The sequence below is a fragment of the Pseudomonas sp. LTR0 genome (genome assembly GCF_036630035.1).
Classification (GTDB): domain Bacteria; phylum Pseudomonadota; class Gammaproteobacteria; order Pseudomonadales; family Pseudomonadaceae; genus Aquipseudomonas; species Aquipseudomonas putida_Y.
The window spans coordinates 5,472,101-5,498,776 of record NZ_CP123734.1; the positions used below are offsets into that span (position 1 = coordinate 5,472,101).

The following is a 26,676-nucleotide window of genomic DNA, read 5'->3' on the forward strand; positions in this document are numbered from 1 at the left end:
CGAACCTCTTCAGGCAGACGCATTCGAAACGATGCATTGCATAATGTTATAAGATAACAATACACTTTCGCCAAGTGGTTCTCGACGGACGAGTGCTCACAGGGGATGAAAAATGAATCTGCCACGCGTCATGGCATTGTTGTTGCTCACCATGCCCGCCTCGCTGTTGGCCATGCCGCAAGGCAGTAAATTGGCCCTCTGTACGCGAAGCGCGACGCTACTCGCCTGCCAGGACGGCAAAGGCAACTACTACAGCGTGCGCACCGAAGGCACCACCTTCTACCTTCGCGGCTACGACTTCACCAGCCGCCGACTGTGGGCACAAACCAACAGCCGCTATGGCACGTTGACTTTTTTTACCGGCTTGGCCAGTGATGGTGAGACCTGGGTGGGTTACAGCCGTCGCGTAGGCTGGACCACCTTGAACCGCGTATCCAGTTCCAGCGGGGAGCGCTTCAAGGTGCATTGCAGCTTGATCGAGGGTTGCCGTTGACGCCTTCTTTTGTTTGGAAGGCTTTTCCTCTGCTGCCTATTTGCACGTCAGCTTCGAGCACTTGCTGAAAACGCCGGCCTTGATCAGCTCTCCGTCAGGCCGAAAAGCTAAGCCGCAACCACATCGAGGCAAGGACCGAAAATGAAATGTTCCACGTGGAACTATTCGTTTCCCGACCGACTCCTGGAACTACCCAGGCTCGGCTGCTCGAACGACAGCAGAGGCCTGCATGCCCACGACGGGGTTGCCACCAGCCATTGGTAATGGAACTTCAGCTGCGCGGTTTGACCGCCCCGCAGTCATTGCCTAACCACACCGCACGCGTGTTCATGCTGCCTTGCTGCTGCACACCCGAAGCGTTGAACGTGCCACTGACCTGGGTGGTGAATTCCCGATCACTGAGGAATGTAGCCTTACCACTTCCCTGCGCCTTCGGGCAGCTGAACTGAAACTTCCAAACGTTACCGGTACGGTCGGTAATCTTCTGCGTGCAGCCCGATTGCGGGTCTTGCAGAGGAATGTCATTCGTTGCCACCTGTTCTGGTGTCAGGCACGAACGCACACCCTTGCCACCTACACTGACCCCTTGTTTGGCCAACACCCCTTCCATCATTGCGCGCTGCTCGGGCGGCAGGTTTTTCAACTGGCCGAGCATGAATTCCATGTCGGGTAGCGGTTTGCCATCGACCAGCATGTTGCTGGTGGTCAGCTCCCACAAACCCGGTTGCAGCATCTGGGCTTGCACCAGCGGACTGCTCATGCCTAGGGCCAACGCCAACAGTGGCAGACGAATCTTCATGGATGAACGCTCCTGGAAAAAAGCCGGTCAAACGGGCCGGACTGAGCCTTAGACGCCAAATCCACCTGCAGGTTGCAGGCGGACCGGGAACGTGTTCTGTTACCTCAAGTGTACTCGGCAAGCAGGATGCATATGGATTACCACAGCCCCTACTTCTTTGGTTACCTACTCGGCCTGATCCACCTGCTGGGTATGGTCGCCGCACTGCATGCGCTGTTCACGGTGCGGACAGCTCAGGGGGCCATTGCGTGGGCGATGCCCTTGCTCTTCATCCCCTACCTCACCTTGATCCCCTATCTGATTTTCGGTGCCCGCTCGTTCTATGCCTACATCAAGGCTCGGCGTCAGGCCAACCAGGAAATGCACGTGGCCATGGCCAACCTCAACTGGCGGCCCTGGGTTGAAGAAGCCCTTACCGCTCGCGAGTCCGAAAGCTACACAGCCTTGCGCGCCATGCCCAAGCTGGGTCGCATGCCATGCCTGGCAAATAACCAGGTGAAACTGCTGATCAATGGCAAGGCCACCTTTGATGCCATCTTCGCAGCCATCGAAAAAGCACGCGATGTGGTACTGGTGCAGTTCTTCATCATTCATGACGACAATCTCGGCAAGGCACTGCAGCGACTCTTGCTACGCAAAGCCGCCGAAGGCGTGCAGGTGTTCGTGCTGTACGACCGTGTCGGTAGCCACGCCCTGCCGGCCAGCTACAGCCAGGTGCTGCGCGACGGTGGTGTGCAGATCCATGCATTCGCCACCCGTCGCGGCTGGTTCAACCGCTTTCAAGTGAACTTCCGCAACCATCGCAAGATTGTGGTGGTGGATGGCTTGCTCGGCTTCATCGGCGGTCACAATGTGGGAGACGAGTACCTGGGTGAACATCCACAGCTTTCCCCCTGGCGTGACACCCACGTACAGATCAGCGGGCCGGTACTGGCCTGCTTGCAAGAATCTTTTGCCGAGGACTGGTACTGGGCCACGCGCCAGCTACCGCCGCTGATCCTGCCCGATACGTACCCGGATAACGGCGTGCTGTGTCAGGCCTTGGCCAGCGGCCCGGCAGACCCACAAGAAACCTGCTCGCTGTTCTTCCTTGAAGCGATTCATTCGGCCACCCGCAGGGTGTGGATCACCAGCCCCTACTTCATCCCTGACGAGGCCGTGTTCGCCGCCTTGCGACTGGCGGTGCTACGGGGAGTCGATGTGCGGGTGCTGATCCCGTCACGGCCTGACCACCGCATCGTCTACGCTGCCTCCAGCCTGTTTGCCTTCGAAGCAGTTCGCGCGGGGGTACGTATGTTCCGTTACCAACCCGGGTTTCTGCATCAGAAGGTGGTACTGGTGGATGACGACATCAGCGCCATTGGAAGCGCCAACCTGGACAACCGCTCGTTCCGCCTGAACTTCGAGATTACCCTGCTGACAGTCGATCGCGGCTTCGCCGACCAGGTCGAGCACATGCTCCACGAGGACTTCGAACAAGCGCGGGAAATTACTGCAGAAGACACCCAGGACACCCATCGACTACAGCAATTGGGGATGCGGATTGCGCGACTGATATCGCCGATTCTTTAGGGTGAGCACACCCGTTGAAAGCGGCCTTTTCGCGAAAAAGGCCGCTCCTGCAAAGCCATATCAGGCCTGTGACGCTTACGATTTCAGCGGTACAAGTCTTCCCGCGTCCAAGGCAGGTCATGATGCCCGTCGGCGTATGGCTTCACTGCCAATATCTGGTGCAGGTTGATCCAGCCCTTCTGAAAGGCGTAGGCACACCCGGCCAAGTACAAACGCCAGATCCGCAGAGTCTTCTCAGGCACCAGCGCTGCTGCCTTGTGCAACTGGTTCTCCAGGTTCTCGCTCCAGTGGTGCAAGGTTTTAGCGTAGTGCAGGCGCAGGCTCTCTACGTCCACTACCTCCAGCCCAGCTTCACAGATACTGGCGCTGATCATCGACAGGTGCGGCAGTTCGCCGTGGGGGAATACATAGCGATCGATGAACTCACCCGCCCCGCGCCCGACCGGTCGGCCATCGACGTGCTTGGCAGTGATGCCGTGGTTCATCACCAGTCCCCCTTCCCTCACCGCCCCGAACAGCTTCTGGCAGTACAGCGCCAGGTTGGCATGCCCGACATGCTCGAACATACCCACGCTGACAACCTTGTCGAAGCGACCATCCTGGGGCAGATCGCGGTAGTCGAGAATCTGCAGGTCGACCTTGTCAGCAAGCCCTTCCGCTTGCACTCGCTTGCGGCCTAACTTCAATTGCTCCTTGCTCAGGGTAATGCCGAACACCTTGGCGCCATACTCACGGGCAGCGAACCGCGCCAACCCACCCCAACCACAGCCGACATCGAGCAGGTAGTCACCGGCATCCAGACGAAGCTTGCGGCACAGGTGGTCGAACTTGTCCTGCTGCGCCTGGTCGAGCGTATTGTCCGGCTCACGGAAGTAGGCGCAAGAATAGGCCATGTCCTGGTCCAGCCAAAGCTGGTAGAAGGCGTTGGACACGTCATAGTGGTAGGAGATCGCTTTGGCGTCGGTGCTCTTGTCATGAGACAAACGTTGCGGTGGCGTTTCATCCTCATCCGCCAGCAGCGCTTCACTCAGTTCGTCGCACACGCGGATGGCCTCACCGATATCGCCTTCAAGCTCCAGCTTGCCTTCGACGAATGCAGTGCCCAGCTGGTCCATGCTTGGGTGGGTCAACTGGCTGATCAGCTGTGGTTCCTTGACCAGAATGGTGACCTGAGGACTAGGCCCAAGATCAAAATGGTTACCGTCCCACAGCTTCAGCCTCAGCGGCAGATGCAAGCTCTGCAATGCAGGTGGAAGTTGAGCAAGCATGAAACACCCCTCCTGTCCGTAATTGGCCACGACGCCTAATATTTCGAACGTCATCGGATCAGAGTAGTTCATCTGTAGGATGTTTCCTCTAAGCAAGACCATGGTCTAGAACCAACTGATCTTATCCACACAGCAGATTGTATACAATTTCCGCATCTCAGCTTAACCTTGTGCCCCTCTCGCGCTTCTACATCCTGGAGTTGAACCCATGAAAGTCTATGACGTGGTGATCATCGGCGGTGGCCCTGGCGGCTACAACGCAGCCATCCGTGCTGGCCAGTTGGGCCTGAGCGTTGCTTGCGTGGAAGGCCGCTCGACCTTGGGCGGTACCTGCCTGAACGTCGGCTGCATGCCATCCAAGGCACTGCTGCATGCTTCGGAGCTTTACGAAGCGGCCAGCGGTGACGAGTTCGCCCACCTCGGTATCGAAGTCAAGCCTACCCTCAACCTCGCCCAGATGATGAAACAGAAGGATGAGAGCGTGGCAGGCCTGACCAAGGGCATCGAATACCTGTTTCGCAAGAACAAGGTCGAGTGGATCAAAGGCTGGGGCCGCCTGGATGGCATCGGCAAGGTCGTGGTCAAGGCCGAAGACGGCAGCGAAACAGCGTTGCAGGCCAAGGACATCGTCATTGCCACCGGCTCTGAGCCCACCCCTCTGCCAGGTGTGACCGTCGACAACCAGCGCATCATTGACTCGACCGGCGCGCTGTCGCTGCCGCAAGTGCCCAAGCACCTGGTCGTCATCGGTGCTGGCGTGATCGGTCTTGAGCTGGGTTCAGTCTGGCGCCGCCTGGGTAGCCAGGTCACCGTCATCGAATACCTGGACCGCATTTGCCCAGGCACTGACACGGAAACCGCCAAGGCCCTGCAGAAGGCTCTAGCCAAGCAAGGCATGGTGTTCAAGCTGGGCAGTAAAGTGACTCAGGCTACCGCAGGTGCAGATGGCGTCAGCCTGACGCTGGAGCCTGCCGCCGGGGGTACCGCAGAATCGCTGCAAGCCGATTACGTGTTGGTGGCTATCGGCCGCCGCCCTTATACCAAAGGGCTGAACCTGGAAAGCGTAGGCCTGGAAGCCGACAAGCGCGGCATGCTCGGCAATGAGCACCACCGCACCTCAGTACCAGGTGTCTGGGTGATTGGCGACGTCACTTCCGGCCCGATGCTGGCGCACAAGGCCGAAGACGAAGCGGTGGCCTGTATCGAACGCATCGCCGGCAAGCCCCACGAGGTCAACTACAACCTCATCCCTGGCGTGATCTATACCCGCCCAGAGATGGCCACCGTGGGCAAGACTGAAGAGCAGCTCAAGGCCGAAGGGCGTGCCTACAAGGTTGGCAAGTTCCCCTTCACCGCCAACAGCCGTGCCAAGATCAACCACGAGACCGAAGGATTCGCCAAGGTCATCGCCGATGCCGAAACCGATGAAGTACTGGGTGTGCACCTGGTGGGCCCAAGCGTCAGCGAGATGATTGGTGAGTTCTGCGTGGCTATGGAGTTCTCGGCCTCGGCAGAAGATATCGCCCTCACCTGCCACCCGCACCCGACACGCTCCGAGGCCCTGCGCCAGGCGGCGATGAATGTGGATGGCATGGCCATGCAAATCTGACGAGTCTCATTCGCTGCCTCAGGCCATGCCCTTGCCTTCGGCATTCGCTTGGCGGGCATACAGGGATAGAGCCGCCTTTAATTCCGGCCGGCTCTATCTTCAGGTATCAAGTCACAGCCAAGCCTTGATCTGCGCGCTCACTGCGTCGGTGGAGATACCGTAGCGGTCATGCCGCGTCGGCAAGGCGCCGGCATCGAGGAAGGCATCGGGCAAGGCGATCTGGCGGAATGTCGGCGTTACCCCGTTGCGCAGCAGCAGTCCCGCCACCGCTTCGCCCAGGCCGCCGATGATCGAATGGTTTTCGGCGGTGACACTGCCATCTCGCCAAGCATTCGCATTACCAGCACCATCAGAGCGCCAGCAAGCGCATAGGCAATGATTGCTGCCGGACCTGCCGCAGCGATCGCTTGTTCGGACCCTACGAACAAAGCCGCGCCGATCACACCGGCAATCGACAACATGGTCACATGTCGAGGCTTGAATCCCTGAGCCAACTGATCGCTGGCTTTCCCAGACGTCGTCATAGTCATTATGGTCCCTGCTTTTGCTCTTGTTATGGGTAGGGTGCAGTGCCAGGGGCACTTCACCGCTTAACCATAGAGAGCGAAAACAGGGCTCAATTGACTGGTTCGGACATCAAATGGAGTGAGGCGGACATATCCCTGGGCTCCGACGTTTCATGACAACCTTGCCAATGACACATCAACGCCGGATTTATTCCTTATAAAGCAAACAACCATAGCCGTTACACCAATGCCGAACAGATACAGTGCTTGTGGACCGGCATGCTCCATCATCGCCCCTGCAACCAGCGGGCCGATGGTCGCGCCGATACCAAAGGTCATCAGCAGCACTCCGGCCAGCGATACACGCAGTTCCGGCTCTAGGTTGTCATTGGCATGGGCAACGCCCAGCGGATACAAACAGAACTGCAAGAAGCCGATGGCAGCCCCGGCCAACATGATCCACAGCTGCCCTGATGCCAGCCCGAAGGCCAGCGGCAAATAGGCTATGCACAGCAATGCAGCGGTAGCGCGGATCAAGGTGATGCGGGAAATATGATCCGACAGTTTACCCAGCGGTAGTTGTGCTAGAAGCCCGGCGGCAATGCTGACAGCCATGAACTGCCCGACCTGCGCCGGACTAAAGCCCAGTTGCGCAGCAAAGATCGGCGTCAGCCCATACAGGCAACCGTTCAGCAATCCCGAGGCAAGAATCGTGAACAACGATTGAGGAAGTCGACGCAGGTACAGCATGGGTTTGATCCGGGCCTGGTTGATGTTGCTCGGCTGGGTACCGTTGTGCAGAGCCACGGGGATCAAACCAATGGCAAAAGCGATGGCCACGCCCGTCAACGCCAAGGTGTGCAGCCCATCTCCCAGACTGAGCATCAATTGCCCTAGCATCATGCCGACATAGCTGGCCACCATGTACAGCGACATGGCGCCGCCTCGCCGGCTGACCGGTGCGCAGTCATTGAGCCAGCTCTCGATGACCATCAATTGGCCCATCATTGCCGCACCAACGACAAATCGCAGGGCAAGCCACAGCAGTAAACCATCACTGAGCTGGTGCGAGAGCACCGCAGTGACAATCACCCCGGCGCTCACCACAAAGGCCCGAGCATGGCCGACCAGGCCAATCAGCCAATAACCGGAGCGGGCTCCCAACACCATGCCCAGCGCGTTGGCGGCCATAAGCGCACCACCCCATACCTGCGCCACACCGGAAGCATTCAGGCGCAGGGCCAGGTAGGTCATCAGCAGGCTGGAACCCAGCTGCATCAACAAGGCAGCGACATAAATCGTGCCGAAACGTTTGGATAATGCGAACAATTGGATTCCCCAGACCAGGGTGGTCGGTAGTCAGGCAAGGCCGTGGCGCTGTTTCCAATCACCCGGGTACACCACATAACCGAACAGCGCGTGGCCTGCGTACACCAGCTCCGTGCCTTCGGGAATCCACAGCACCTGACCTGGCGACACGCGGTACACCTCGCCGTTGGCCTGGAGTTCAAAACAGCCCTCAATGACAAAAATCACTTCGTCATAGAGCACCGTCCAGGCCACTTCAGCACCTTCCCAGCGGGCAAAGCCGATACCCAGGTTGGGCGACACCTCATTACTGACAGCACGCGCTACCGAGGCGCCGCCAGGCGGCCCGCCCCGGTGGACAAAGTCCAGGTTCCGGTGGTCGACCAGACGCACCGGGCCTTTTCCGCTGAGTGTGCGGGTCATACTTCGCTCCTACTGTTGAACGCGGCCCAGCGGATCCGGGCCCGCACCCCCATACCCAAGAACGGCTCAGGCGGGTTACGGGAGGGCAGGCCAGTCACTGCGCGGATGTCACTCAATTGCTGGGAGTCCGCCCCCACCGCCATGTCTGCCAGGAGCGTTCCGGAAATGGTGCCCCAGGCCGCGCCCACGCCGTTGTCGCAGGCGGTGGCGTAAACACCCTGATCGAGTTGGCCGAAATAGTTGGTAAAGTTTCGTGAGATCGCATAGACCCCACCCCAGGTATGGGTAAACGGCACTTGGGCCAGTTGCGGATAGCGCGCCTCGAAGGCCTTGCGATGGTCATCGCGAATCTTGTTGCGGGTAGCATCGGTTACGCTGCGACCGTAGCGAGGGACATGCTTGTAGGTATTGCGGATGATCAGGCGCCGGTCCTGGGTCATTCGTACGGTGGTACCGGCGTGGTCGGCAGGGGTGAGGCCCCAGTCGGCCTGGGCACCAACCGTCGCCATCTCGACGTCGCTCAGTGGGCGCGTCCAACTGGCGAAGGTCATCACCGGCAGGAGTCGGTTGCGCAAGTAGCCGAACTCCTGGGTGAAGATGCTCGTGCCCAGCAATACCTGCGGGCTCCGGATCAGCCCGTTGTCGCCCCGCACCAGCCACGTGCCGCAGGGGTCTTTCTGGAGTGTGCGGATTGGCGACTCTTCAAGCACTTCGACGTTGCCGGGAAGCGAATTACCCAGGCCACGTACCAGGGCAGCAGGCTGCATCAGGTAGCAACCGGGGGTGTAGATGGCGCGGCTGTAGTAGCGGCTACCGAGTACACCGGCTAGTTCGTCACGCCCAACCACGCGATAGGGCTCACCTAGGTCGGCCATCAGTTTTTCAAAGTGATCCAGATAACCCTGGCCACGTTCTCCCACCGCGCCCTGGTATTTTCCCGCATGGGACCACTGGCATTCGATGCCGTGACGGCCGATCAATGTTTGCAGTTGATCGATGGCTGAGCGGTTTAGGCCCAAGAGCCGTTGTTTATGCTGAGGATCGGGATGTTCGAGGGCGAATTTGTGCGGCAGGTCGATGACGAAACCCGAGTTGCGCCCGGAGGCGCCGTAGGCGATTCGCTGGGCATCTACCAAAACAATGCGCGACTGCGGCAGGTGCTCGGCCAGGCGCCGTGCGGCGGCAAGCCCAGCAAAGCCAGCACCTATCACCACATAATCGGCGTTATGTTCGCCACTTAGGCGCTTGCTCGGCGCCTGTTCAGGCAGCGCGGCATACCAGCCGCAATTGCGGTCATCATGAGGCAGATTGACGATACTGTTCATGGTTCAGCCTCAGGCCACATTTTGTTGGGTGTCCTGGCAGTTTTGCAGCCAGGTATTTCGTTGCATTTGTGCCTGACGGCCGAGCAGCACGAACCCGCGCAGGGCACCTGCGTGGTCATGAAACGCAGCGCTCAATCCATCGCTGGTCGCATCGCAGCGCCATTGGCCCTCGCAACCACCGGGAGGTGTCAGCAGGCACAGAGGGACGACCGGGGTTTTCACCGTCACGGGCGCCAATGGGTAGTGGGCGGCGGTCGGTTGGCCCAGCAAGGTCTTGGCGAGGGCACGAATGCCTTCGTTGATCGGCGCGAGGTAAGGCAGCAACTGGCCGTTGATCTCGACGCAATCGCCCAAGGCATAGATGCCCGGTTGTGAGGTCTGTAGTTGTGCGTCGACCTTGATCCCGCGGCCACAGTCCAGGCCGGCTTCCAGCGCCAGCTCAAGGTTGGGGCGCAAGCCCACTGCACTGAGCACCAGGTCTGCACCGACGACCTGACCGTCGGCAAGGGTCAGTCGGTAGCCTTCGCCGTCCGGCTCGATGCACTGCAAGGTGGTGCGCAGGCTCCATTGCACCCCCAACCCCGATAGCGCTTGCTGCAAGTGCTGGCCTGCCGCCTCGGGCAGCAGGCGTTCCATGGGCCAGGCACCCAGGCCGATTACCCGAACCTGATAGCCATTGCTCGCAAGGTCGTTGGCAAACTCGCAGCCGATCAAACCGTCGCCCAGAATGGCCACTCTGCGCACGCCATCAAGGCGTTGGCGGAACGCCTGGTAATCCTGCAGGTTGTTGACACTGAGCAGTGCCTCGGCGCGGCCCTCGATAGGCAACCGCACGGGAGAAGCACCACTGGCTAGCACCAGTTGGCCGTAGTCCATTTCGCCGAGGCTGGTGTACAAGCGCTGCGCCTGAGCATCGATGCGTTCGACTTTGCAGCCGGTATAGATACGAATGCCAAGCCTCTGTTCGATCGCCAGCGGCGTTTCGGTGGCCAGGGCTGCGGCGGTGCGCCCCTGAGCCAGGGCGATGGATAGCGCGGGCTTGGAATAAAGATGGCCCGACTCCTGGGTCAGTACGCGAATCTCCAACTGCGGGGCGGCCTTGCGCAGGGCCTGTGCCAGGCCGTAGCCGGCATGGCCGCTACCGATGATGACCACCGGTTGGGCGGGACGAGCGGCAACCAGTGGTTGCGCCTGGATAACCGGCGCGGTAGCCACTGCTGCGATCGGGGTGCTGAGTTCGATCATTTCAAAGTCGGCTTTGCCGACCTTGCACTCAGGGCATAGCCAGTCTTCGGGCACGTCCTCCCAGCGGGTACCGGGGGCAATGCCGTCGTCGGGCCAACCTTTGGCTTCGTCGTAGATCAGACCACAGATGATGCAGAGCCAGGTTTTCATTATGCTGCCTCCTCACTCGCCCTTGATACGCACGGCCAGGTTCTTGGTCCTGACGTAGCTGTAGAGCGCCTCCTGGCCTTTTTCCCGTCCGAAGCCCGAGAGCCCGACGCCGCCGAACGGCGTTTCGATGCCACCGGCATACCATTCGTTGACGAACACCTGGCCGGTGCACAGTCGCCGGGCACAGCGCAGGGCGCGATTGAGGTCCTGGGTGAATACGCCGGCCACCAGACCGAACACGGTGCCGTTGGCAATGGCGAGGGCCTCCTCTTCGCTGTCGAAGGGAATTACTGCCAGCACAGGGCCGAAGACTTCAGTCTGGGCTATCTCCATCTGCGCAGTCACATCGCGCAATACGGTTGGCGCCATGTAATGCCCGCTCAGGCCGCTGATGGCCTCGCCGCCGGTTGCGACCACCGCGCCTTGCTGCTGGGCACGTCGGCACAAGGCCTCGATGCCTTCGAGCTGAGCAGCAGAAATCACGGGTGTGTGGTCAGGGTTGTCCTGGCCCAGGCCCACGGTCAGCCCCTCGGCCATCGCTACCACGTCAGCTACAACCTCGTCGTAGATAGAGCGATGTACCAGCAAGCGCGACATGGCAGAGCACACCTGGCCGGCATTGAAGAAGATGCCGCTTTTAACGCTGCTGATCAGTTGCTCACGATCGGCATCCGGGAACACTAGGGCCGCCGACTTCCCGCCCAGCTCCATGACGCTGGGAATCGCGTGTTCGGCGGCACTGCGCAGAATGCTCTGGCCGGTGCCGACGGAACCTGTGAAGACGATCTGGTCGACATCGCGATGGCCGGCCAGGTAGGCACCCACTTCACGACCACGGCCGCAGATCAGATTGACGGCCCCCTGTGGCAGGCCGGCACGCTCGATGGCCTTCATCAGCACGCACAGGCCAAGTGGCGACAGTTCCGGCGACTTGATCACTACCGCGTTGCCGGCCGCCAAGGCAGGGGCCAGGGAGCGGGCGCAGATGGATACCGGGAAATTCCACGGCACGATCTGCAGCGACACGCCCAAGGGGTCGTAGACGGTGAAATCTATGTAGCCGTCGCCCAGCGGAATCGACTTCCCTTCGATCTTGTCGGCCATGCCGGCGTAGTATTCGAAGTAGCGCGCGGCCTCGATGAATTCGTCACGGGCATCACGCAGGCTCTTGCCGTTTTCCTGGCAAAGCACCCACGCCCCTTCGTCGGTGATCGCACGAATCTGCGCGGCAACCTCAAGCAACCAGGTCACCCGCTGCGCAGGACGCACACGGTTCAGAGCGTTGCTGTCAGCACAGCGCCGAGCCGCCTGCAGGGCGCATTCGGCGTCGGCCACACTGGCTTGGGCGATGGTCGCCACAAGGTCCGTGGTGCCAGGGTTGTGGATGCTCAGGTGCTGCTCACTGTCGGTCCACTGGCCGTCGATGAAGTTCAGCCAGTGCGGAGCTATCGGATGCATGATGATCACCTCAGGCGCGTTGAGCACAGTCAAGCAATTGGCGGGCAGCCCACTTGTGGAAGTAGTGAGTCGGCAGATCCATTTCCGGCGAGAACGCACCGCCGCTGTAACCAGGCGAGGAGCGGCCCTTCTGCATGCCTTCGACCGAGGCGATGTCTTCGGCGAACACTACGCGCCAGGATTCCATTACCGCTTTGCGCGAGGCGTCGTAACGGCTGTCGAGCGCTTCGTCACCCACGTAGAACAGGCGCAGGTGCTCGATGGTTTTACCCGGCGCCACAGGCTCGAGCATCATGGCGAACGCATGGTCGGCCTGGATGCCCAGCAGCACATTGGGGAAGAACGCCACGTACTCAGCAGTGCGCAGGCGGTCCTGTGGCCAGGATGGGAAGATCGGCAAATGGGTACCGGCAACGGCCGAGAGGTTGTAGGCGTGGCTGCCTTGGCCAGCGAATTCCTCGAACATGATGTTGTAGTGGTCTTCCAGGCGCGAGTAGCTGTTCAGGCTCGGGTGCACCCACGGCAGGTGATAGGCCTCACAGTAGTTCTCGACTGCTAGCTTCCAGTTGCAGTTGACCTCGATGCTCATGGCACCACCGTTCGCTTCACGACGCAGCAGACTCATGCCGTCATTGCCCAGGAACTGAGTCCAGCGTTCGGTCAACGGCTGCAGTTGCTCTTCAAGCGCCGGTGCCTCGCCAGACAGGTTGATGAACACCATGTCCATCCAGATCGTGGTGCGCAGCGCCTTCAGGCCGTGTTTCTCGCATGCGAAACGTTCGTCTTTGTGCTGGTTGATCCCGCCAATGTGCGGAGTGCCTTTGAGACCTCCGTTCAGGTCGTAAGTCCAGGAGTGGTAGGGGCAGCGGATCACACCCTGCACTTCACCCGCCTGTTGAACCAGTTTCACGCCGCGGTGGCTGCAGACGTTGTGAAACACCTGCACCAGGCCTTCACGGTTGCGCATCATCAGCAGCGGCAGGCCCATGAAATCGACCGGCTTGACGTAGCTGTTGGTCGGCAAGTCGCTTGCAAAACCTATACACGCCCAGTTACGCCCCAGCACTTCGTCGCGCTCGAGTTCGAAATAGCGCTGGTCGGTGTAGAACTCGTTGGTCAGGCCATGAGCTTCATGGATAGGCGCCAGAACGGTTTCCAAGACGTGGACGGGAATAAGGCGGGAGTCAGTCGATACGGTCATTTTTTGTTTTCTCTTGTTAGATGCACGGCAGGCAATGCCTTGATGCCTGGTGCCAGTTTCAGCAAGAGAAGAAGGGCGCGACAAACGATTTATTTCAACGCTATTTATCAGTTTTTATCATTAATGATTTATTCGTCGATGACGGTAGTGGTAGATAATCGTTGATGAACTGCCAGGCTCTGGAATTTTCAGATTAATGACTTTTGGTAATCAATTAATGACTAGAAATGGTTTGTCGAAGAGCGGGTAATTCTCCCATTTTGATAGGGCCCGAGAGAGCGTACCGCGCCTTGGGCCTGCGGGAAGACCGCCGCCAGGGATCCGGCACCTGCCTGTGGCAGCGGCTCTACCCAAACCGTGACATCAAACCCTTGAACAAAAACAATAGGGGATAACCAATGCGTGCCGAATCTGGCCTGCTCAAAGGCCTCAATCCCACCGTGACGATCTGGTCGTTACTGGCCGTAGTAGCCTTTGTGCTGTTTTGCGCCCTGTTTGCCGAACATGCAGCAGCGGTTTTTCAACGTGCATCCGACTTCATCCTGCAGAATTTCAAATGGTTCTACCTGATTTCCGTCACGGGTGTGCTGGGGCTACTGATCTATCTGATGTGCAGCAAGTTTGGGTCTATGAAGCTTGGGCGAGACGACGACAAACCCGAGTTCAGCTTCGGCTCCTGGATCGCCATGTTGTTCAGTGGCGGCATGGGCATCGGACTGATCTTCTGGTCGGTTGCCGAACCCATGTGGCATTACGCGGGCAACCCGTTCGCCACCGGCCTCACCGACGAAGCCGCCACCACAGCTATGCGAATTACCCTATTCCACTGGGGCCTGCATCCCTGGGCTATTTTTACCATCGTTGGCCTGGGCCTTGCCTACTTTGCCTATCGCAAGGGCTTGCCGCTGAGCATGCGCTCGATCCTTTACCCGCTGATTGGTGAGCGCATCTATGGGCCCATCGGACATGTGGTGGACATCCTTGCCGTGGTGATTACCGCGTTCGGTGTATCCCAGTCGCTGGGCCTGGGCGTGGTGCAAATGAACACCGGGCTGAGCCAGGTGTTTGACCTGCCCATCAGCCTGGGGGTGCAGATCACCCTGATCGTGCTCATTACCCTGGTTACTACCGTATCGGTGATGGCCGGCGTGTCGCGTGGCATGAAGCGCCTTTCGGAATGGAATATGCTGTTGTCGGTGGTGCTGGTGGTGTTGATCCTGCTGCTGGGGCCAACCCGCTACATCATCAACCTGATGTTGGAGAGCACCGGCGACTACGCCAGCCATGTAGTGGGTCTGAGCTTTTGGAGCGATACCCAGAAGGACAGCGGCTGGCAGAACTGGTGGACGGCGTTCTACTGGCCGTGGTGGATGACCTGGGGCCCGTTTGTCGGTCTGTTCATTGCGCGAATTTCCAAAGGCCGCAGCATCCGTGAACTGATCGCCGGCGCGCTGTTGGTACCCACCCTGGTGACGATCATCTGGATGTCGGTGTTCGGTGGTACCGCGCTCAAGGCTGAGCAGCTCGATCGTCAGCAGCACGCAGAACTGGTTGCCAGTGGTGAGCTGCAGGGCGACAAGGCCAAGTTCGAAGGTGGCACGGTATTGCTGGCGACCAAGCAGGAAACCACCGCTGCCATGTTCACCCTGCTGCACAAGATCGACGCCGGTACGTTGGGCAAGGTGCTGAGCGTGCTGGTCTGTATCCTGCTGGCGACGTACTTCATCACCTCGGCCGACTCCGGCACCCAGGTGCTGTGTACGTTGAACTCCATGGGCAGCGCCAACCCGCCGCAGAGTATCCGCCTGCTCTGGTGCATCCTGGAAGGTGCTATAGCCATGGCTCTGCTGATGGCGGGGGGGCTCAAGGCGATCCAGATGGCGAGCATTGCGGCGGGATTGCCGATTGCGGGGTTCATCCTGCTGATTAGTTACACCCTGATGCGCAGCTTGCGCCAGGAGATGGCTGACGGCCTGCTTGATACGCCGCCGGGTGGGCGCCTTCCTATACCTGGGATTCACCCGCAAGGCATCACGCCGGTGGCTGGGCCCTTGGCCTGCGAGGGGCTTGATATGGGGCTGACAGCGAAGAAAGCCAGCTAACCTAAAGCCACCCTGGAAGACACAAGACCGACAGCCATCAGCTGTCGGTCTTGTGTTTTGGGCAGGCTATTTCTGCACCGAAGGCAGGGCCATCAACCAGTCCCGGAACAGCCGCACGCTTTCACGAGGACCACGCTCGGTGGACGACTCCAGCAGGCAGAACTTGGCGTCGGTCTGGAGTACCACATCGTTGGGCTTGACCAGCGCACCGGTGCTCAACGCATCGTCCACCAGGTTGCCCCAGGCCAGGGCCACGCCCTGGCCACTGATCGCCGACTGGATCAGCATACCGTAGCTGTTGATATTGACGCGATGCTTGGGGGTCATGGGCTCGTATCCCAGGCGCTTGAACCATTCGGGCCAACCTACCCAGTCGCGCTGGGAGTCTTCAAGCCAGAGCCAGGTACACGACGACAACCCTTCGATGCTGCTCAGTTGCGGATGCCTGGCCAGATAGGCCGGGCTGCACACCAGGAAGATTTCTTCCGAGAACAGCGGCGTGACAGCCATGTCCTTGGGCGGTGGGTTGCAGTAGTAAAGCGCCAGGTCGCTGTCGAGCCTGGCGTAATCCTTCACATGATCGTGGGCGATGATCCGCAGGTCGATGTTTTCATGGGCACTCTGGAATTCCGACACCTTGGGCAGTAACCACAGCGACGCCATGGCGGTACTGGTGGCAACGGTGACTTGTTGGTTGCCTTGCCACTGGCGTATATCGCCGGTGGCGCGGGCCAGGTGAAGCATGCATTCACGCACCGTTTCGTAATACTGCGCGCCGGTGGGGGTCAGGGACATGCTACGGGTGGTACGGGTGAATAGTGCCTTGCCCAGGTAGTCCTCAAGAAGGCGAACCTGACGGCTAATTGCACCCTGGGTAACATTCAATTCCTTGGCGGCAAGGGTAAAGCTCAAGTGGCGTGCCGCAGACTCAAACGCATGAAGACTGTTGAGCGGCGGAAGAGGCTGGATTTTCACAGGCAGGGGTTCCACTCATTTTTATTATCATCCGCTCACTGGAGTGGCGGTTTCCTCCCTAACGCATTCAGGGCAGAACGAAGCAACCGGTTCACTATACTGCACATTTGCAGAAAGATATTCGTTCCCTGAATAGGCAATATCCCAATCACTTTTAATGACATTGAACGCGGCGTGCATTGTGTGACAGTGAACAAGCCGATGAAGCCATAGCACCCTGGTCACCCGAGTTCAGCAGCGAGCATGCGGAACTCGGAGCTCTTGATCACATGGCTTGGGGCCAGGATTTCGAAGGTTGCTGCCTTGGGATCAGCCCAGGAGAGCAGCAAATTCCTTCTCATGTAATGACAGAAAAGGTTCATCAGTCTGAATTGGAAGGGGCATAGGCGAACGCCAGACCAAGGGGGAGACGGGACGCGAGGGAGACGGTTGAAACCGTCCGATGAAGGGAAACGAGCGCTTCCCCTCTACCGGCGACAGTTTTAATTGTTCGACGACTGTTTTAATTCAACGAAACCAAGTTGATCAACACCTGACTACCCATTACTCGACAGTCACCGACTTGGCCAGATTACGAGGCTGGTCAACGTCGGTCCCCTTGAGCACGGCCACGTAATAAGACAGCAATTGCAGCGGAATGGTGTACAGGATTGGCGCCAGGGCATCGGCAATGTGCGGCACCTTGATCACGTGGGTGCCTTCGCCATTGGTCATGCCAGCGTGCTCGTCGGCGAACACTACCAGCTCGCCACCACGGGCACGCACTTCCTGCAGGTTGGACTTCAGCTTCTCCAGCAGTTCGTTGTTCGGTGCAACGGTAACCACCGGCATGTCGTTGTCCACCAGAGCCAGCGGGCCGTGCTTCAACTCGCCTGCTGGGTAAGCTTCGGCGTGGATGTAGGAGATTTCTTTAAGCTTGAGAGCACCTTCCATCGCCACCGGGTACTGCGCGCCGCGGCCGAGGAACAGGGTATGGTGCTTGTCGGCGAACAGCTCGGCAATTTTCTCGACAGTGGCATCCATGGCCAGGGCTTCGCCCAGGCGGGTTGGCAGTCGACGCAGCTCTTCAACCAGCTCAGCTTCGACACCGGCTTCCAGCGTACCGCGCACCTGACCAAGGGCCAGGGTCAGCAGCATCAGCGAAACCAGCTGGGTGGTGAACGCTTTGGTCGAAGCCACGCCAATTTCAGGGCCGGCCAAGGTCAGCAGGGTCAAGTCCGACTCGCGTACCAGCGAGCTGATACCCACGTTGCAGATCGCCAGGCTGCCCAGGAAACCCAACTCCTTGGCGTTGCGCAGTGCGGCCAAGGTATCGGCGGTTTCGCCGGACTGCGAGATGGAGACGAACAGAGTATCCGGCTGCACCACCACCTTGCGGTAACGGAACTCGCTGGCCACTTCTACCTGGCAAGGGATGCCGGCCAGGCTTTCCAGCCAGTAACGCGCAACCATACCGGCGTGGTAGCTGGTGCCACAGGCAACGATCTGCACGTTGCGCACCTTGGCAAACAGGTCGGCAGCTTGCGGGCCAAAGGCCTGGACCAGCACGTTGTCCTTGCCCAGGCGGCCTTCAAGCGTGCGCTGAACAACGCTTGGCTGCTCGTGAATTTCCTTGAGCATGAAGTGGCGGTAAGCGCCCTTGTCAGCAGCCTCGGCACCTTCGTGATACTGCACGGTTTCGCGCTGGACCTTGTTGCCCTGCTGGTCCCAGATAGAGACCTGATCACGGCGGATTTCAGCGATGTCGCCTTCTTCCAGGTACATGAAGCGGTCAGTAACCTGACGCAGCGCCAGCTGGTCGGACGCCAGGAAGTTCTCGCCAAGGCCCAGGCCGATTACCAGCGGGCTGCCACTGCGTGCGGCGACCAGGCGGTCCGGCTGCTTGGCACTGATCAGCGCCAGGCCGTAAGCACCATGCAGGCGCTTCACCGCCGCCTTCAGGGCGTCGGTCAGGTCTGGAATGCTCTTCAAGGTGTGGTGGATCAGGTGGACGATGACTTCGGTATCGGTCTGCGAAGTGAAGACATAGCCCAGCCCCTTCAGCTCTTCGCGCAGCTCTTCGTGGTTTTCGATGATGCCGTTGTGCACCACGGCCACGTCATTGCCCGAGAAGTGCGGGTGGGCGTTGCCTTCAGTCGGCGCGCCGTGGGTAGCCCAACGGGTGTGGGCAATACCCAACTGGCCTGCCAACGGCTCATCAGCAACAGCAACCTCCAGCTCGCTGACCTTGCCGATGCGGCGGCGGCGCTGCAGTTCACCGGTCTGGGTGAGTACAGCCAAACCGGCGCTGTCGTAACCGCGGTATTCAAGACGCTTGAGGCCTTCGATCAGGATGGCTGTGATATTACGCTCGGCGACAGCACCAACGATTCCACACATGTTTTATTGCTCCTGGCTGATCGCGGCGCAGATCAGGTTGATGCCGCGGGCTTGAATTTGTTCGCGCGCTGCTGCTGGCAGGCGTTCATCTGTAATAAGGGTGTGTACGCTGCCCCAGGGCAGCTCGAGGTTAGGGATCTTGCGCCCCACCTTGTCCGACTCGACCATCACGATCACTTCACGGGCAACTTCGGCCATGACCCGGCTCAGCCCAAGCAGTTCGTTGAAGGTAGTGGTACCCCGGCCGAGGTCGATGCCGTCGGCACCGATGAATAATTGGTCGAAATCGTAGGAGCGCAGTACCTGCTCCGCGACCTGGCCCTGGAACGATTCAGAATGCGGGTCCCAGGTGCCACCGGTCATCAGCAGCACCGGCTCGTGTTCGAGGTCGCAGATTGCACGGGCCACATTGAGCGAATTGGTCATCACCACCAGGCCTGGCTGGCGCCCCAGCTCGGGGATCATTGCCGCCGTGGTACTGCCGCTGTCGATGATAATGCGCGCATGTTCACGGATTCGCCCTACGGCGGCACGCGCAATGGCCTTTTTATAAGAAGAGACGGGTTGTGCCGGTTCACCGAGCAACTCTTGCGGCACCGGCACCGCACCACCGTAGCGGCGTAACAACAAGCCGTTGGTTTCCAAGGCGGCAAGGTCTTTGCGAATAGTCACTTCCGAGGTGGCGAAACGCTTGGCCAACGCGTCCACACTTACCTCGCCCTGCTCGCTGAGCAAAGCCAGAATATTGTGTCGCCGTTGTGGTGTGTTTCGTTTCGACATGTGCGTTTAAGTTTCGATTCGAAAGTTAATGGTTGCAATCAAAACCTAAGACGAGCGATCCGTCAAGCTGTCGTTGACCTGTGGATAGTTTGCCTCTGCTTTGACGCGGTCCTTTATGCGCGGCAGCGCCAATAAAAAAGCCGACTTATTCACATAAGTCGGCTTTCGATCGAAACGGCTGTGAATAACTCAGCTCTTCTTGATCTTCTCAGGGCGCTTCCAGCCCGAAATGTTGCGCTGGCGTGCACGAGCTACAGCCAGGTCACCGGCTTCTACAACCTGGGTGATGGTCGAGCCGGCTGCGGTGGTCGCGCCGGCTTTGATTTCCACAGGCGCCACCAGCGAGTTGTTCGAACCGATGAACACGTCTTCACCCATCACGGTCTTGAACTTGTTGGCGCCATCGTAGTTGCAGGTGATGGTGCCGGCGCCGATATTGGTGCGCGCACCGATTTCGGCATCACCCAGGTAGGTCAGGTGACCAGCCTTGGCCCCTTCACCCAGGTGGGCGTTTTTCAGTTCAACGAAGTTACCCACATGGGCCTTGGCGTCCAGTACGCTGCCCGGGCGCAGGCGAGCAAACGGGCCTGCATCGCTGCCTTCTCCCATCACGGCGCCTTCGAGGTGGCTATTGGCCTTGACCACCGCGCCTTTGCGCAGGGTCGTGTTCTTGATCACGCAGTTAGGGCCGATCTGCACATCGTCTTCGATGACCACCTTGCCTTCGAGAATCACGTTGATGTCGATCAGCACGTCACGACCAACGCTTACTTCACCACGAACATCGAAGCGTGCCGGGTCACGCAGGGTAACCCCCTGAGCCATCAGACGGCGGCCTTCACGCAACTGGTAGTGACGCTCCAGCTCGGACAGCTGGCGGCGGTCGTTGGCGCCCTGCACTTCCATAGGGTCGTGCGGCTGTTCAGTTGCCACCACCAAGCCATCGGCCACTGCCATGGCAATTACATCGGTCAGGTAATACTCGCCCTGAGCGTTGTTGTTCGACAGGCGGCCCATCCAGTCGGCAAGGCGCGCGGCTGGCAGTGCCAGAATTCCGGTGTTGCCTTCCTTGATCGCTTTTTGCGCGTCGTTGGCGTCCTTGTGCTCAACGATGGCAGTTACCTTGCCCTGCACGTCACGCACGATCCGGCCATAGCCGGTCGGATCATCGAGGGTGACGGTAAGCAGTCCCAGTTGCTGATCGTTGGCCTTCGCCAACAGACGCTGCAGGGTCTCCACTTCGATCAACGGCACGTCGCCGTATAACACCAGCACAGTGTCAGCGGTCAGCGCCGGCAGTGCCTGCGCAACAGCATGACCGGTACCCAGCTGTTTATCCTGCATCACGAAATTCAGGTCGTCAGCGGCCAGGCGCTCGCGAACCAGTTCGGCACCATGGCCAATGACCACATGAATACCTTGCGGCTGAAGTTGGCGCGCGCTGTGGATAACATGGCCGAGCATGGAATTGCCAGCTACCGGGTGCAACACTTTGGGCAGCGCCGAGCGCATGCGGGTGCCTTGGCCGGCGGCGAGAATAACGATATCGAGTGACATTACTGGCTACCAATCCTGGGCGGTCAGTGAAAGACCGTGGGGAGAAAACAGAAAAAGAAAAAGGGTAGCCGAGGCTACCCTTTTACTCAATCGCAACAGCAGTTATCAGCCTTGGCCGATTACTTGCCTCTGCGCATTTGCTGGACGGTACGCAGCTGAGCTGCGGCCTCGGCCAGACGTGCGGCGGCGGCACTGTAGTCGAAGTCCGCGCCTTTCAGATTCAGGGCGTTCTCGGCGGCCTTGAGGGCCTCCTGAGCCTGAGCTTCATCCAGGTCTGTAGCACGTTGCACGGTATCGGCAAGCACCTTGACCATGTTCGGCTGAACCTCGAGGAAACCACCAGAGATGTAGAACACCTCTTGTGCGCCACCCTGCTTGGTCAGCGTGATCGGACCAGGCTTGAGATTGGTGATCAGCGGCGCATGGCCTGGAGCGATACCAAGATCACCCAGGTTACCGTGCGCAACCACCATCTCGACCAGGCCGGAGAAGATCTCTCCTTCCGCGCTGACGATATCGCAATGGACTGTCATAGCCATCTGCTTGCCTCAACCTGATAGCGCCCCTTGCGGGGCGCAGGAATTACAGTTTCTTGGCTTTCTCGATCGCTTCGTCGATGCTGCCGACCATGTAGAACGCTTGTTCTGGCAGGTGGTCGTAGTCACCTTTGAGGATGCCGCTGAAGCCAGCGATGGTGTCTTTCAGGGAAACGTACTTGCCTGGCGAACCGGTGAAGACTTCTGCTACGAAGAACGGCTGCGACAGGAAGCGCTGGATCTTACGAGCGCGGGCTACCAGTTGCTTGTCGGCTTCGGACAGTTCGTCCATACCCAGGATCGCAATGATGTCCTTCAGCTCTTTGTAGCGCTGCAGAACATACTGAACGCCACGAGCGGTCTCGTAGTGCTCGTTGCCGATCACGTTCGGGTCCAGCTGGCGCGAAGTCGAGTCCAGTGGGTCAACCGCTGGGTAGATACCCAGGGAGGCGATGTCACGAGACAGAACGACGGTGGCGTCCAAGTGGGCGAAGGTGGTCGCTGGCGACGGGTCGGTCAAGTCGTCCGCAGGTACATATACGGCCTGTACCGAGGTGATCGAACCTTCCTTGGTGGAGGTGATGCGTTCTTGCAGAACGCCCATCTCTTCAGCCAGGGTCGGCTGGTAACCTACTGCCGAAGGCATACGGCCCAGCAGTGCGGATACTTCGGTACCGGCCAGGGTGTAACGATAGATGTTGTCGACGAACAGCAGAACGTCGTTACCTTCGTCACGGAACTTCTCAGCCATGGTCAGGCCGGTCAGCGCTACACGCAGACGGTTTCCTGGTGGCTCGTTCATCTGACCGTAGACCAGCGCTACCTTGTCGAGAACGTTGGAGTCCTTCATCTCGTGGTAGAAGTCGTTACCCTCACGAGTACGCTCACCCACACCAGCGAACACGGAGTAACCGCTGTGTTCCATGGCGATGTTACGGATCAGTTCCATCATGTTTACGGTCTTGCCGACACCGGCACCACCGAACAGACCAACCTTACCACCCTTGGCGAACGGGCAAACCAGGTCGATAACCTTGATGCCGGTTTCCAGCAGGTCGTTGCCGCCTGCCTGGTCAGCGAACGAAGGCGCTGGCTGGTGGATACCGCGACGCTCTTCTTCGCCGATCGGGCCGGCTTCGTCGATCGGGTTGCCCAGTACGTCCATGATACGGCCCAGGGTGGCCTTACCAACTGGAACGGAAATGGCAGCGCCGGTGTCGACGACATCCAGACCGCGCTTCAGGCCTTCGGTCGAGCCCATCGCAATGGTACGAACCACGCCGTCGCCCAGCTGCTGCTGAACTTCCAGGGTGGTTTCCGCGCCTTGTACTTTAAGCGCGTTGTATACACTCGGCACGACGTCGCGTGGGAATTCCACGTCGATGACGGCGCCGATGATTTGAACGATACGTCCGCTACTCATAGCTGGATCCTCTGAATATGTGAACCGTTAAACCGCGGCAGCGCCGCCGACGATTTCCGAGATCTCCTGGGTGATCGCAGCCTGACGCGCCTTGTTGTAGATCAACTGAAGCTCTTTGATCAAATCACCGGCGTTGTCTGTGGCGTTCTTCATGGCGATCATCCGGGCCGCTTGTTCAGCAGCGTTGTTCTCGACCACCGCCTGGTATACCTGCGACTCCACGTAACGCACCATCAAGCCGTCCAGCAGCTCTTTTGCGTCGGGTTCGTACAGGTAGTCCCAGTGATGCTTGAGATCCTGATCCGGGGTTGCCACCAACGGTACCAATTGCTCGACCGTCGGCTTCTGGGTCATGGTATTGATGAACTTGTTCGAAACCACCGAGAGGCGATCGATACGGCCGTCCAGGTAGGCGTCCAGCATCACTTTGACGGAGCCGATCAGATCGTTGATCGATGGCTCTTCGCCCAAATGGCTGATCGCTGCTACGACGTTGCCGCCAAAGATGCGGAAGAAAGTCGCACCCTTGCTGCCGATCACGCACAGGTCGATTTCCACGCCCTGTTCGCGGTTTGCGCTCATGTCCTTGACCAGGGCCTTGAACAGGTTGGTGTTCAAGCCACCGCACAGACCACGGTCACTACTCACCACGATATAACCGGCGCGCTTTACAGGGCGCTCGATCATGAACGGGTGGCGGTATTCCGGGTTGGCGTTGGCCAGATGACCGATCACCTGGCGGATACGTTCCGCGTAAGGACGGCTAGCAGCCATGCGCATTTGTGCCTTGCGCATCTTGCTGACCGCCACTTTCTCCATGGCGCTGGTAATTTTTTGCGTGCTTTTGATGCTCGCAATCTTACTGCGAATCTCTTTTGCGCCTGCCATGTATCACCTATCAGGTTAGCAAGCGGGGGCCTGAGCCCCCGCTGCGGCTTACCAGGTCTGGGTGGCCTTGAACTTCTCGATACCGGCTTTCAGGCCTGCGTCGATTTCGTCGTTGAAGTCACCCTTCACGTTGATCTTCGCCATCAGTTCAGCGTGATCACGGTTGAAGAAGGCGATCAGTGCTTGCTCGAAGCTGCCGATCTTGGAGACCTCTACGTCGGTCAGGAAGCCACGCTCAGCGGCGTACAGCGACAGAGCCATGTCCGCAATGGACATCGGCGCGTACTGCTTCTGCTTCATCAGCTCGGTAACGCGCTGACCATGCTCCAGCTGCTTGCGGGTCGCTTCGTCCAGATCGGACGCGAACTGGGCGAATGCAGCCAGTTCACGGTACTGAGCCAGAGCGGTACGAATACCACCGGACAGCTTCTTGATGATCTTGGTCTGAGCGGCACCACCTACACGGGATACCGAAACACCGGCGTTCACTGCAGGGCGGATGCCCGAGTTGAACATGGCCGATTCCAGGAAGATCTGACCGTCGGTGATGGAAATCACGTTGGTCGGAACGAACGCAGAAACGTCGCCAGCCTGGGTTTCGATGATCGGCAGAGCGGTCAGGGAACCGGTTTTGCCAGTGACAGCACCGTTGGTGAACTTCTCGACGTACTCTTCCGAAACGCGCGATGCACGCTCCAGCAGACGGGAGTGGAGATAGAACACGTCGCCTGGGTATGCTTCGCGTCCTGGTGGACGGCGCAGCAGCAGGGAGATCTGACGGTAGGCAACGGCCTGCTTGGACAGGTCATCGTAAACGATCAGTGCGTCTTCACCGCGGTCGCGGAAGAACTCGCCCATGGTGCAACCGGCGTATGGCGCCAGGAATTGCAGTGCGGCGGATTCCGAAGCACTGGCAACAACCACGATGGTGTTGGCCAGGGCGCCGTTTTCTTCCAGCTTGCGAACGATGTTGGCAACGGTGGAACGCTTCTGACCGACAGCAACATAAACACAGAAAATACCGGAGTCTTTCTGGTTGATGATGGCGTCGATGGCCATGGCGGTCTTGCCGATCTGACGGTCGCCAATGATCAGCTCACGCTGGCCACGGCCGACAGGGATCATGGCGTCGACGGATTTGTAACCAGTCTGTACAGGCTGGTCTACCGACTTACGCCAGATCACGCCTGGAGCAACTTTCTCGACTGCGTCGGTCTCGGTGTTGCCCAGAGGACCTTTGCCATCGATAGGGTTGCCCAGTGCGTCGACGACGCGACCCAGCAGTTCCTTACCAACCGGAACTTCCAGGATGCGGCCGGTGCACTTGGCGCTCATGCCTTCGGCGAGGGTGTCATATGCACCCAGGATCACTGCACCTACGGAGTCTTGCTCCAGGTTCAGGGCCATGCCGTAGACGCCACCAGGGAACTCGATCATTTCGCCGTACATGACGTCGGCCAGACCGTGGATCCGCACGATACCGTCGGATACCGAAACAACGGTACCTTCGTTACGGGCTTGGGAGCTCACATCGAGGTTATCGATGCGGCCCTTGATGATTTCACTAATTTCGGAAGGATTGAGTTGCTGCATTGCTCTGCTGCCCCTTCAAACTCAAGATTTCAATGCTTCGGCCAGTTTCGCGATTTTGCCGCGAACAGAGCCATCGATTACCAGGTCACCGGCGCGGATGACGACGCCGCCAATCAGGCTGGCATCCTCCGACGCGTGCAGGCGCACTTCCTGGCCTAACCGTGCACTGAGAACCTTGGCGAGTTTGTCTTGCTGTTCTTGGTTCAACGCGAAGGCACTGGTGACTTCCACGTCCACGGATTTCTCTTGCTCGGCCTTGTACAGGTCGAACAGGGCGGCAATCTCCGGCAGAAGCAGGAGACGGTCGTTTTCCGCGGCAACATGAATGAAATTCTGTGCCTGTGCATTGAACTTGTCACCGCACACGTCAATGAACGTGGCGGCCTTTTCTGCGCTCGTCAGTCGCGGGGCCTTGAGCAGGCGCTGCATGGTGTCGTCTTGCGACACCGCAGCAGCCAGGCCGAGCATGGCTGACCAATTGGCCAGTTGCTGATGGGCCTGGGCATGCTCAAAGGCAGCCTTAGCGTAAGGTCGGGCCAACGTGGTCAGTTCTGCCATGATCGCCCTCGCTTAAATTTCAGCGGCCAGTTTGTTAACCAGCTCCGCATGCGCGTTTTGATCGATTGTGGCGCCAAGGATCTTTTCAGCACCACCAACGGCCAGAGCACCCACTTGGGCACGCAGGGCGTCTTTAGCGCTGTTCAGTTCCTGTTCGATCTCGGCCAGAGCCTGAGCCTTCACACGGTCAGCTTCGACGCGAGCCTGTTCACGGGCTTCGTCGACAAGCTGAGCAGCGCGTTTCTTGCTTTGCTCGATGATTTCGGCTGCCTGTGCTTTAGCTTCACGCAGTTGCTGACCCGCTTTCTCTTGGGCCAGCTCCAGGTCGCGAGCTGCGCGGTTGGCAGCGTCCAAGCCGTCGGCAATCTTCTTTTGGCGCTCTTGCAGGGCAGTGATGACCGGAGGCCATACATACTTCATGCAGAAGAGTACAAAAATCAGGAAAGCAACGGATTGGCCAATCAGGGTTGCATTAATGTTCACGCCAACACCTCGCTCGGTCTTAATTCATACAGCCATCAACTCGTG

22 protein-coding genes and 3 pseudogenes are annotated in these 26,676 nt (G+C 59.1%); 4 read left to right on the forward strand and 21 right to left on the reverse strand.

Annotation, left to right across the window (positions count from 1 at the left end; genetic code table 11):
* Nucleotides 1–112: 112 nt before the first annotated feature.
* Nucleotides 113–493 carry a glutamine synthetase gene (locus QCL51_RS24990; RefSeq protein WP_103469560.1) on the forward strand — a complete coding sequence of 127 codons (381 nt, stop codon included), beginning with the start codon at nt 113–115 and terminating at the stop codon, nt 491–493.
* A 271-nt stretch (nt 494–764) separates the two neighbouring features.
* On the opposite strand, the gene QCL51_RS24995 is transcribed toward QCL51_RS24990, so the two are convergent.
* Nucleotides 765–1,292, reverse strand: coding sequence for a DUF3617 domain-containing protein (locus QCL51_RS24995; protein ID WP_103469559.1), 528 nt, complete (start codon nt 1,290–1,292; stop codon nt 765–767).
* A 132-nt stretch (nt 1,293–1,424) separates the two neighbouring features.
* On the opposite strand from QCL51_RS24995, the gene cls reads away from it, so the two are divergent.
* A complete protein-coding gene (gene cls, locus QCL51_RS25000) occupies nt 1,425–2,864 on the forward strand; it encodes a cardiolipin synthase (protein ID WP_021785300.1) in 1,440 nt (479 codons plus the stop codon).
* An 83-nt stretch (nt 2,865–2,947) separates the two neighbouring features.
* Here the strand turns inward: cls and cfaB are convergent, their stop codons facing one another.
* Nucleotides 2,948–4,132, reverse strand: coding sequence for a C17 cyclopropane fatty acid synthase CfaB (gene cfaB / locus QCL51_RS25005; RefSeq protein ID WP_021785301.1), 1,185 nt, complete (start codon nt 4,130–4,132; stop codon nt 2,948–2,950).
* Between the two features lie 208 nt (nt 4,133–4,340).
* On the opposite strand from cfaB, the gene lpdA reads away from it, so the two are divergent.
* On the forward strand, nt 4,341–5,741 hold the full coding sequence (gene lpdA / locus QCL51_RS25010; RefSeq protein ID WP_274102390.1) for a dihydrolipoyl dehydrogenase: 1,401 nt from the start codon (nt 4,341–4,343) through the stop codon (nt 5,739–5,741).
* 111 nt (nt 5,742–5,852) lie between these two features.
* Here the strand turns inward: lpdA and QCL51_RS25015 are convergent.
* The 9 genes and pseudogenes from QCL51_RS25015 to QCL51_RS25055 all read right to left on the reverse strand — a co-directional run.
* A pseudogene (locus tag QCL51_RS25015) lies at nt 5,853–6,053 on the reverse strand (transketolase family protein); the annotation flags it as partial.
* A pseudogene (locus QCL51_RS25020) lies at nt 6,014–6,271 on the reverse strand (GABA permease); the annotation flags it as partial. The pseudogenes QCL51_RS25020 and QCL51_RS25015, both read right to left, overlap by 40 nt.
* Nucleotides 6,272–6,418: 147 nt before the next feature.
* Complete coding sequence (locus QCL51_RS25025; RefSeq protein ID WP_021785304.1) at nt 6,419–7,576, reverse strand: MFS transporter; 1,158 nt, start codon at nt 7,574–7,576, stop codon at nt 6,419–6,421.
* A gap of 30 nt (nt 7,577–7,606) precedes the next feature.
* Nucleotides 7,607–7,978, reverse strand: a complete 372-nt coding sequence (locus QCL51_RS25030; protein WP_003253236.1) for an ethanolamine utilization protein EutQ — start codon at nt 7,976–7,978, stop codon at nt 7,607–7,609.
* A complete protein-coding gene (locus QCL51_RS25035; RefSeq protein WP_003253234.1) occupies nt 7,975–9,303 on the reverse strand; it encodes an FAD-dependent oxidoreductase in 1,329 nt (442 codons plus the stop codon). Before QCL51_RS25035 ends, QCL51_RS25030 begins: the two co-directional genes overlap by 4 nt.
* A gap of 9 nt (nt 9,304–9,312) precedes the next feature.
* Complete coding sequence (locus tag QCL51_RS25040; RefSeq protein ID WP_230849516.1) at nt 9,313–10,548, reverse strand: FAD-dependent oxidoreductase; 1,236 nt, start codon at nt 10,546–10,548, stop codon at nt 9,313–9,315.
* Nucleotides 10,537–10,698, reverse strand: a pseudogene (locus tag QCL51_RS25045) (rubredoxin); the annotation flags it as partial. The pseudogene QCL51_RS25045 and the gene QCL51_RS25040, both read right to left, overlap by 12 nt.
* Nucleotides 10,699–10,710: 12 nt before the next feature.
* A complete protein-coding gene (locus tag QCL51_RS25050) occupies nt 10,711–12,156 on the reverse strand; it encodes an aldehyde dehydrogenase family protein (RefSeq protein ID WP_031322770.1) in 1,446 nt (481 codons plus the stop codon).
* Between the two features lie 10 nt (nt 12,157–12,166).
* Nucleotides 12,167–13,357 carry an aromatic ring-hydroxylating dioxygenase subunit alpha gene (locus tag QCL51_RS25055; protein WP_003253228.1) on the reverse strand — a complete coding sequence of 397 codons (1,191 nt, stop codon included), beginning with the start codon at nt 13,355–13,357 and terminating at the stop codon, nt 12,167–12,169.
* 398 nt (nt 13,358–13,755) lie between these two features.
* On the opposite strand from QCL51_RS25055, the gene QCL51_RS25060 reads away from it, so the two are divergent.
* A complete protein-coding gene (locus QCL51_RS25060) occupies nt 13,756–15,459 on the forward strand; it encodes a BCCT family transporter (RefSeq protein WP_003253226.1) in 1,704 nt (567 codons plus the stop codon).
* Nucleotides 15,460–15,525: 66 nt separating this feature from the next.
* Here the strand turns inward: QCL51_RS25060 and QCL51_RS25065 are convergent, their stop codons facing one another.
* The 10 genes from QCL51_RS25065 to QCL51_RS25110 all read right to left on the reverse strand — a co-directional run bounded on the left by QCL51_RS25065 (nt 15,526) and on the right by QCL51_RS25110 (nt 26,631).
* Nucleotides 15,526–16,434 (reverse strand): LysR substrate-binding domain-containing protein, encoded by a 909-nt coding sequence (locus QCL51_RS25065; RefSeq protein WP_010955855.1) that lies wholly within the window; start codon nt 16,432–16,434, stop codon nt 15,526–15,528.
* 543 nt (nt 16,435–16,977) lie between these two features.
* Nucleotides 16,978–18,813, reverse strand: a complete 1,836-nt coding sequence (gene glmS / locus QCL51_RS25070; RefSeq protein WP_103443620.1) for a glutamine--fructose-6-phosphate transaminase (isomerizing) — start codon at nt 18,811–18,813, stop codon at nt 16,978–16,980.
* 3 nt (nt 18,814–18,816) lie between these two features.
* Nucleotides 18,817–19,593 carry a DeoR family transcriptional regulator gene (locus tag QCL51_RS25075; RefSeq protein WP_003253204.1) on the reverse strand — a complete coding sequence of 259 codons (777 nt, stop codon included), beginning with the start codon at nt 19,591–19,593 and terminating at the stop codon, nt 18,817–18,819.
* Between the two features lie 189 nt (nt 19,594–19,782).
* Nucleotides 19,783–21,150 (reverse strand): bifunctional UDP-N-acetylglucosamine diphosphorylase/glucosamine-1-phosphate N-acetyltransferase GlmU, encoded by a 1,368-nt coding sequence (gene glmU / locus QCL51_RS25080; RefSeq protein ID WP_103469539.1) that lies wholly within the window; start codon nt 21,148–21,150, stop codon nt 19,783–19,785.
* A gap of 119 nt (nt 21,151–21,269) precedes the next feature.
* Nucleotides 21,270–21,689, reverse strand: coding sequence for a F0F1 ATP synthase subunit epsilon (locus tag QCL51_RS25085; protein ID WP_021785309.1), 420 nt, complete (start codon nt 21,687–21,689; stop codon nt 21,270–21,272).
* A 43-nt stretch (nt 21,690–21,732) separates the two neighbouring features.
* Nucleotides 21,733–23,109: a F0F1 ATP synthase subunit beta gene (atpD, locus tag QCL51_RS25090; RefSeq protein ID WP_003253197.1), complete on the reverse strand. Its 1,377-nt coding sequence runs from the start codon at nt 23,107–23,109 to the stop codon at nt 21,733–21,735.
* Nucleotides 23,110–23,136: 27 nt separating this feature from the next.
* Nucleotides 23,137–23,997: a F0F1 ATP synthase subunit gamma gene (gene atpG, locus QCL51_RS25095; RefSeq protein ID WP_003253195.1), complete on the reverse strand. Its 861-nt coding sequence runs from the start codon at nt 23,995–23,997 to the stop codon at nt 23,137–23,139.
* Nucleotides 23,998–24,045: 48 nt separating this feature from the next.
* Nucleotides 24,046–25,590, reverse strand: coding sequence for a F0F1 ATP synthase subunit alpha (atpA, locus tag QCL51_RS25100; protein ID WP_021785310.1), 1,545 nt, complete (start codon nt 25,588–25,590; stop codon nt 24,046–24,048).
* 21 nt (nt 25,591–25,611) lie between these two features.
* Nucleotides 25,612–26,148 carry a F0F1 ATP synthase subunit delta gene (locus QCL51_RS25105; protein ID WP_003253191.1) on the reverse strand — a complete coding sequence of 179 codons (537 nt, stop codon included), beginning with the start codon at nt 26,146–26,148 and terminating at the stop codon, nt 25,612–25,614.
* 12 nt (nt 26,149–26,160) lie between these two features.
* Nucleotides 26,161–26,631, reverse strand: a complete 471-nt coding sequence (locus QCL51_RS25110; RefSeq protein ID WP_010955888.1) for a F0F1 ATP synthase subunit B — start codon at nt 26,629–26,631, stop codon at nt 26,161–26,163.
* Nucleotides 26,632–26,676: the final 45 nt, after the last annotated feature.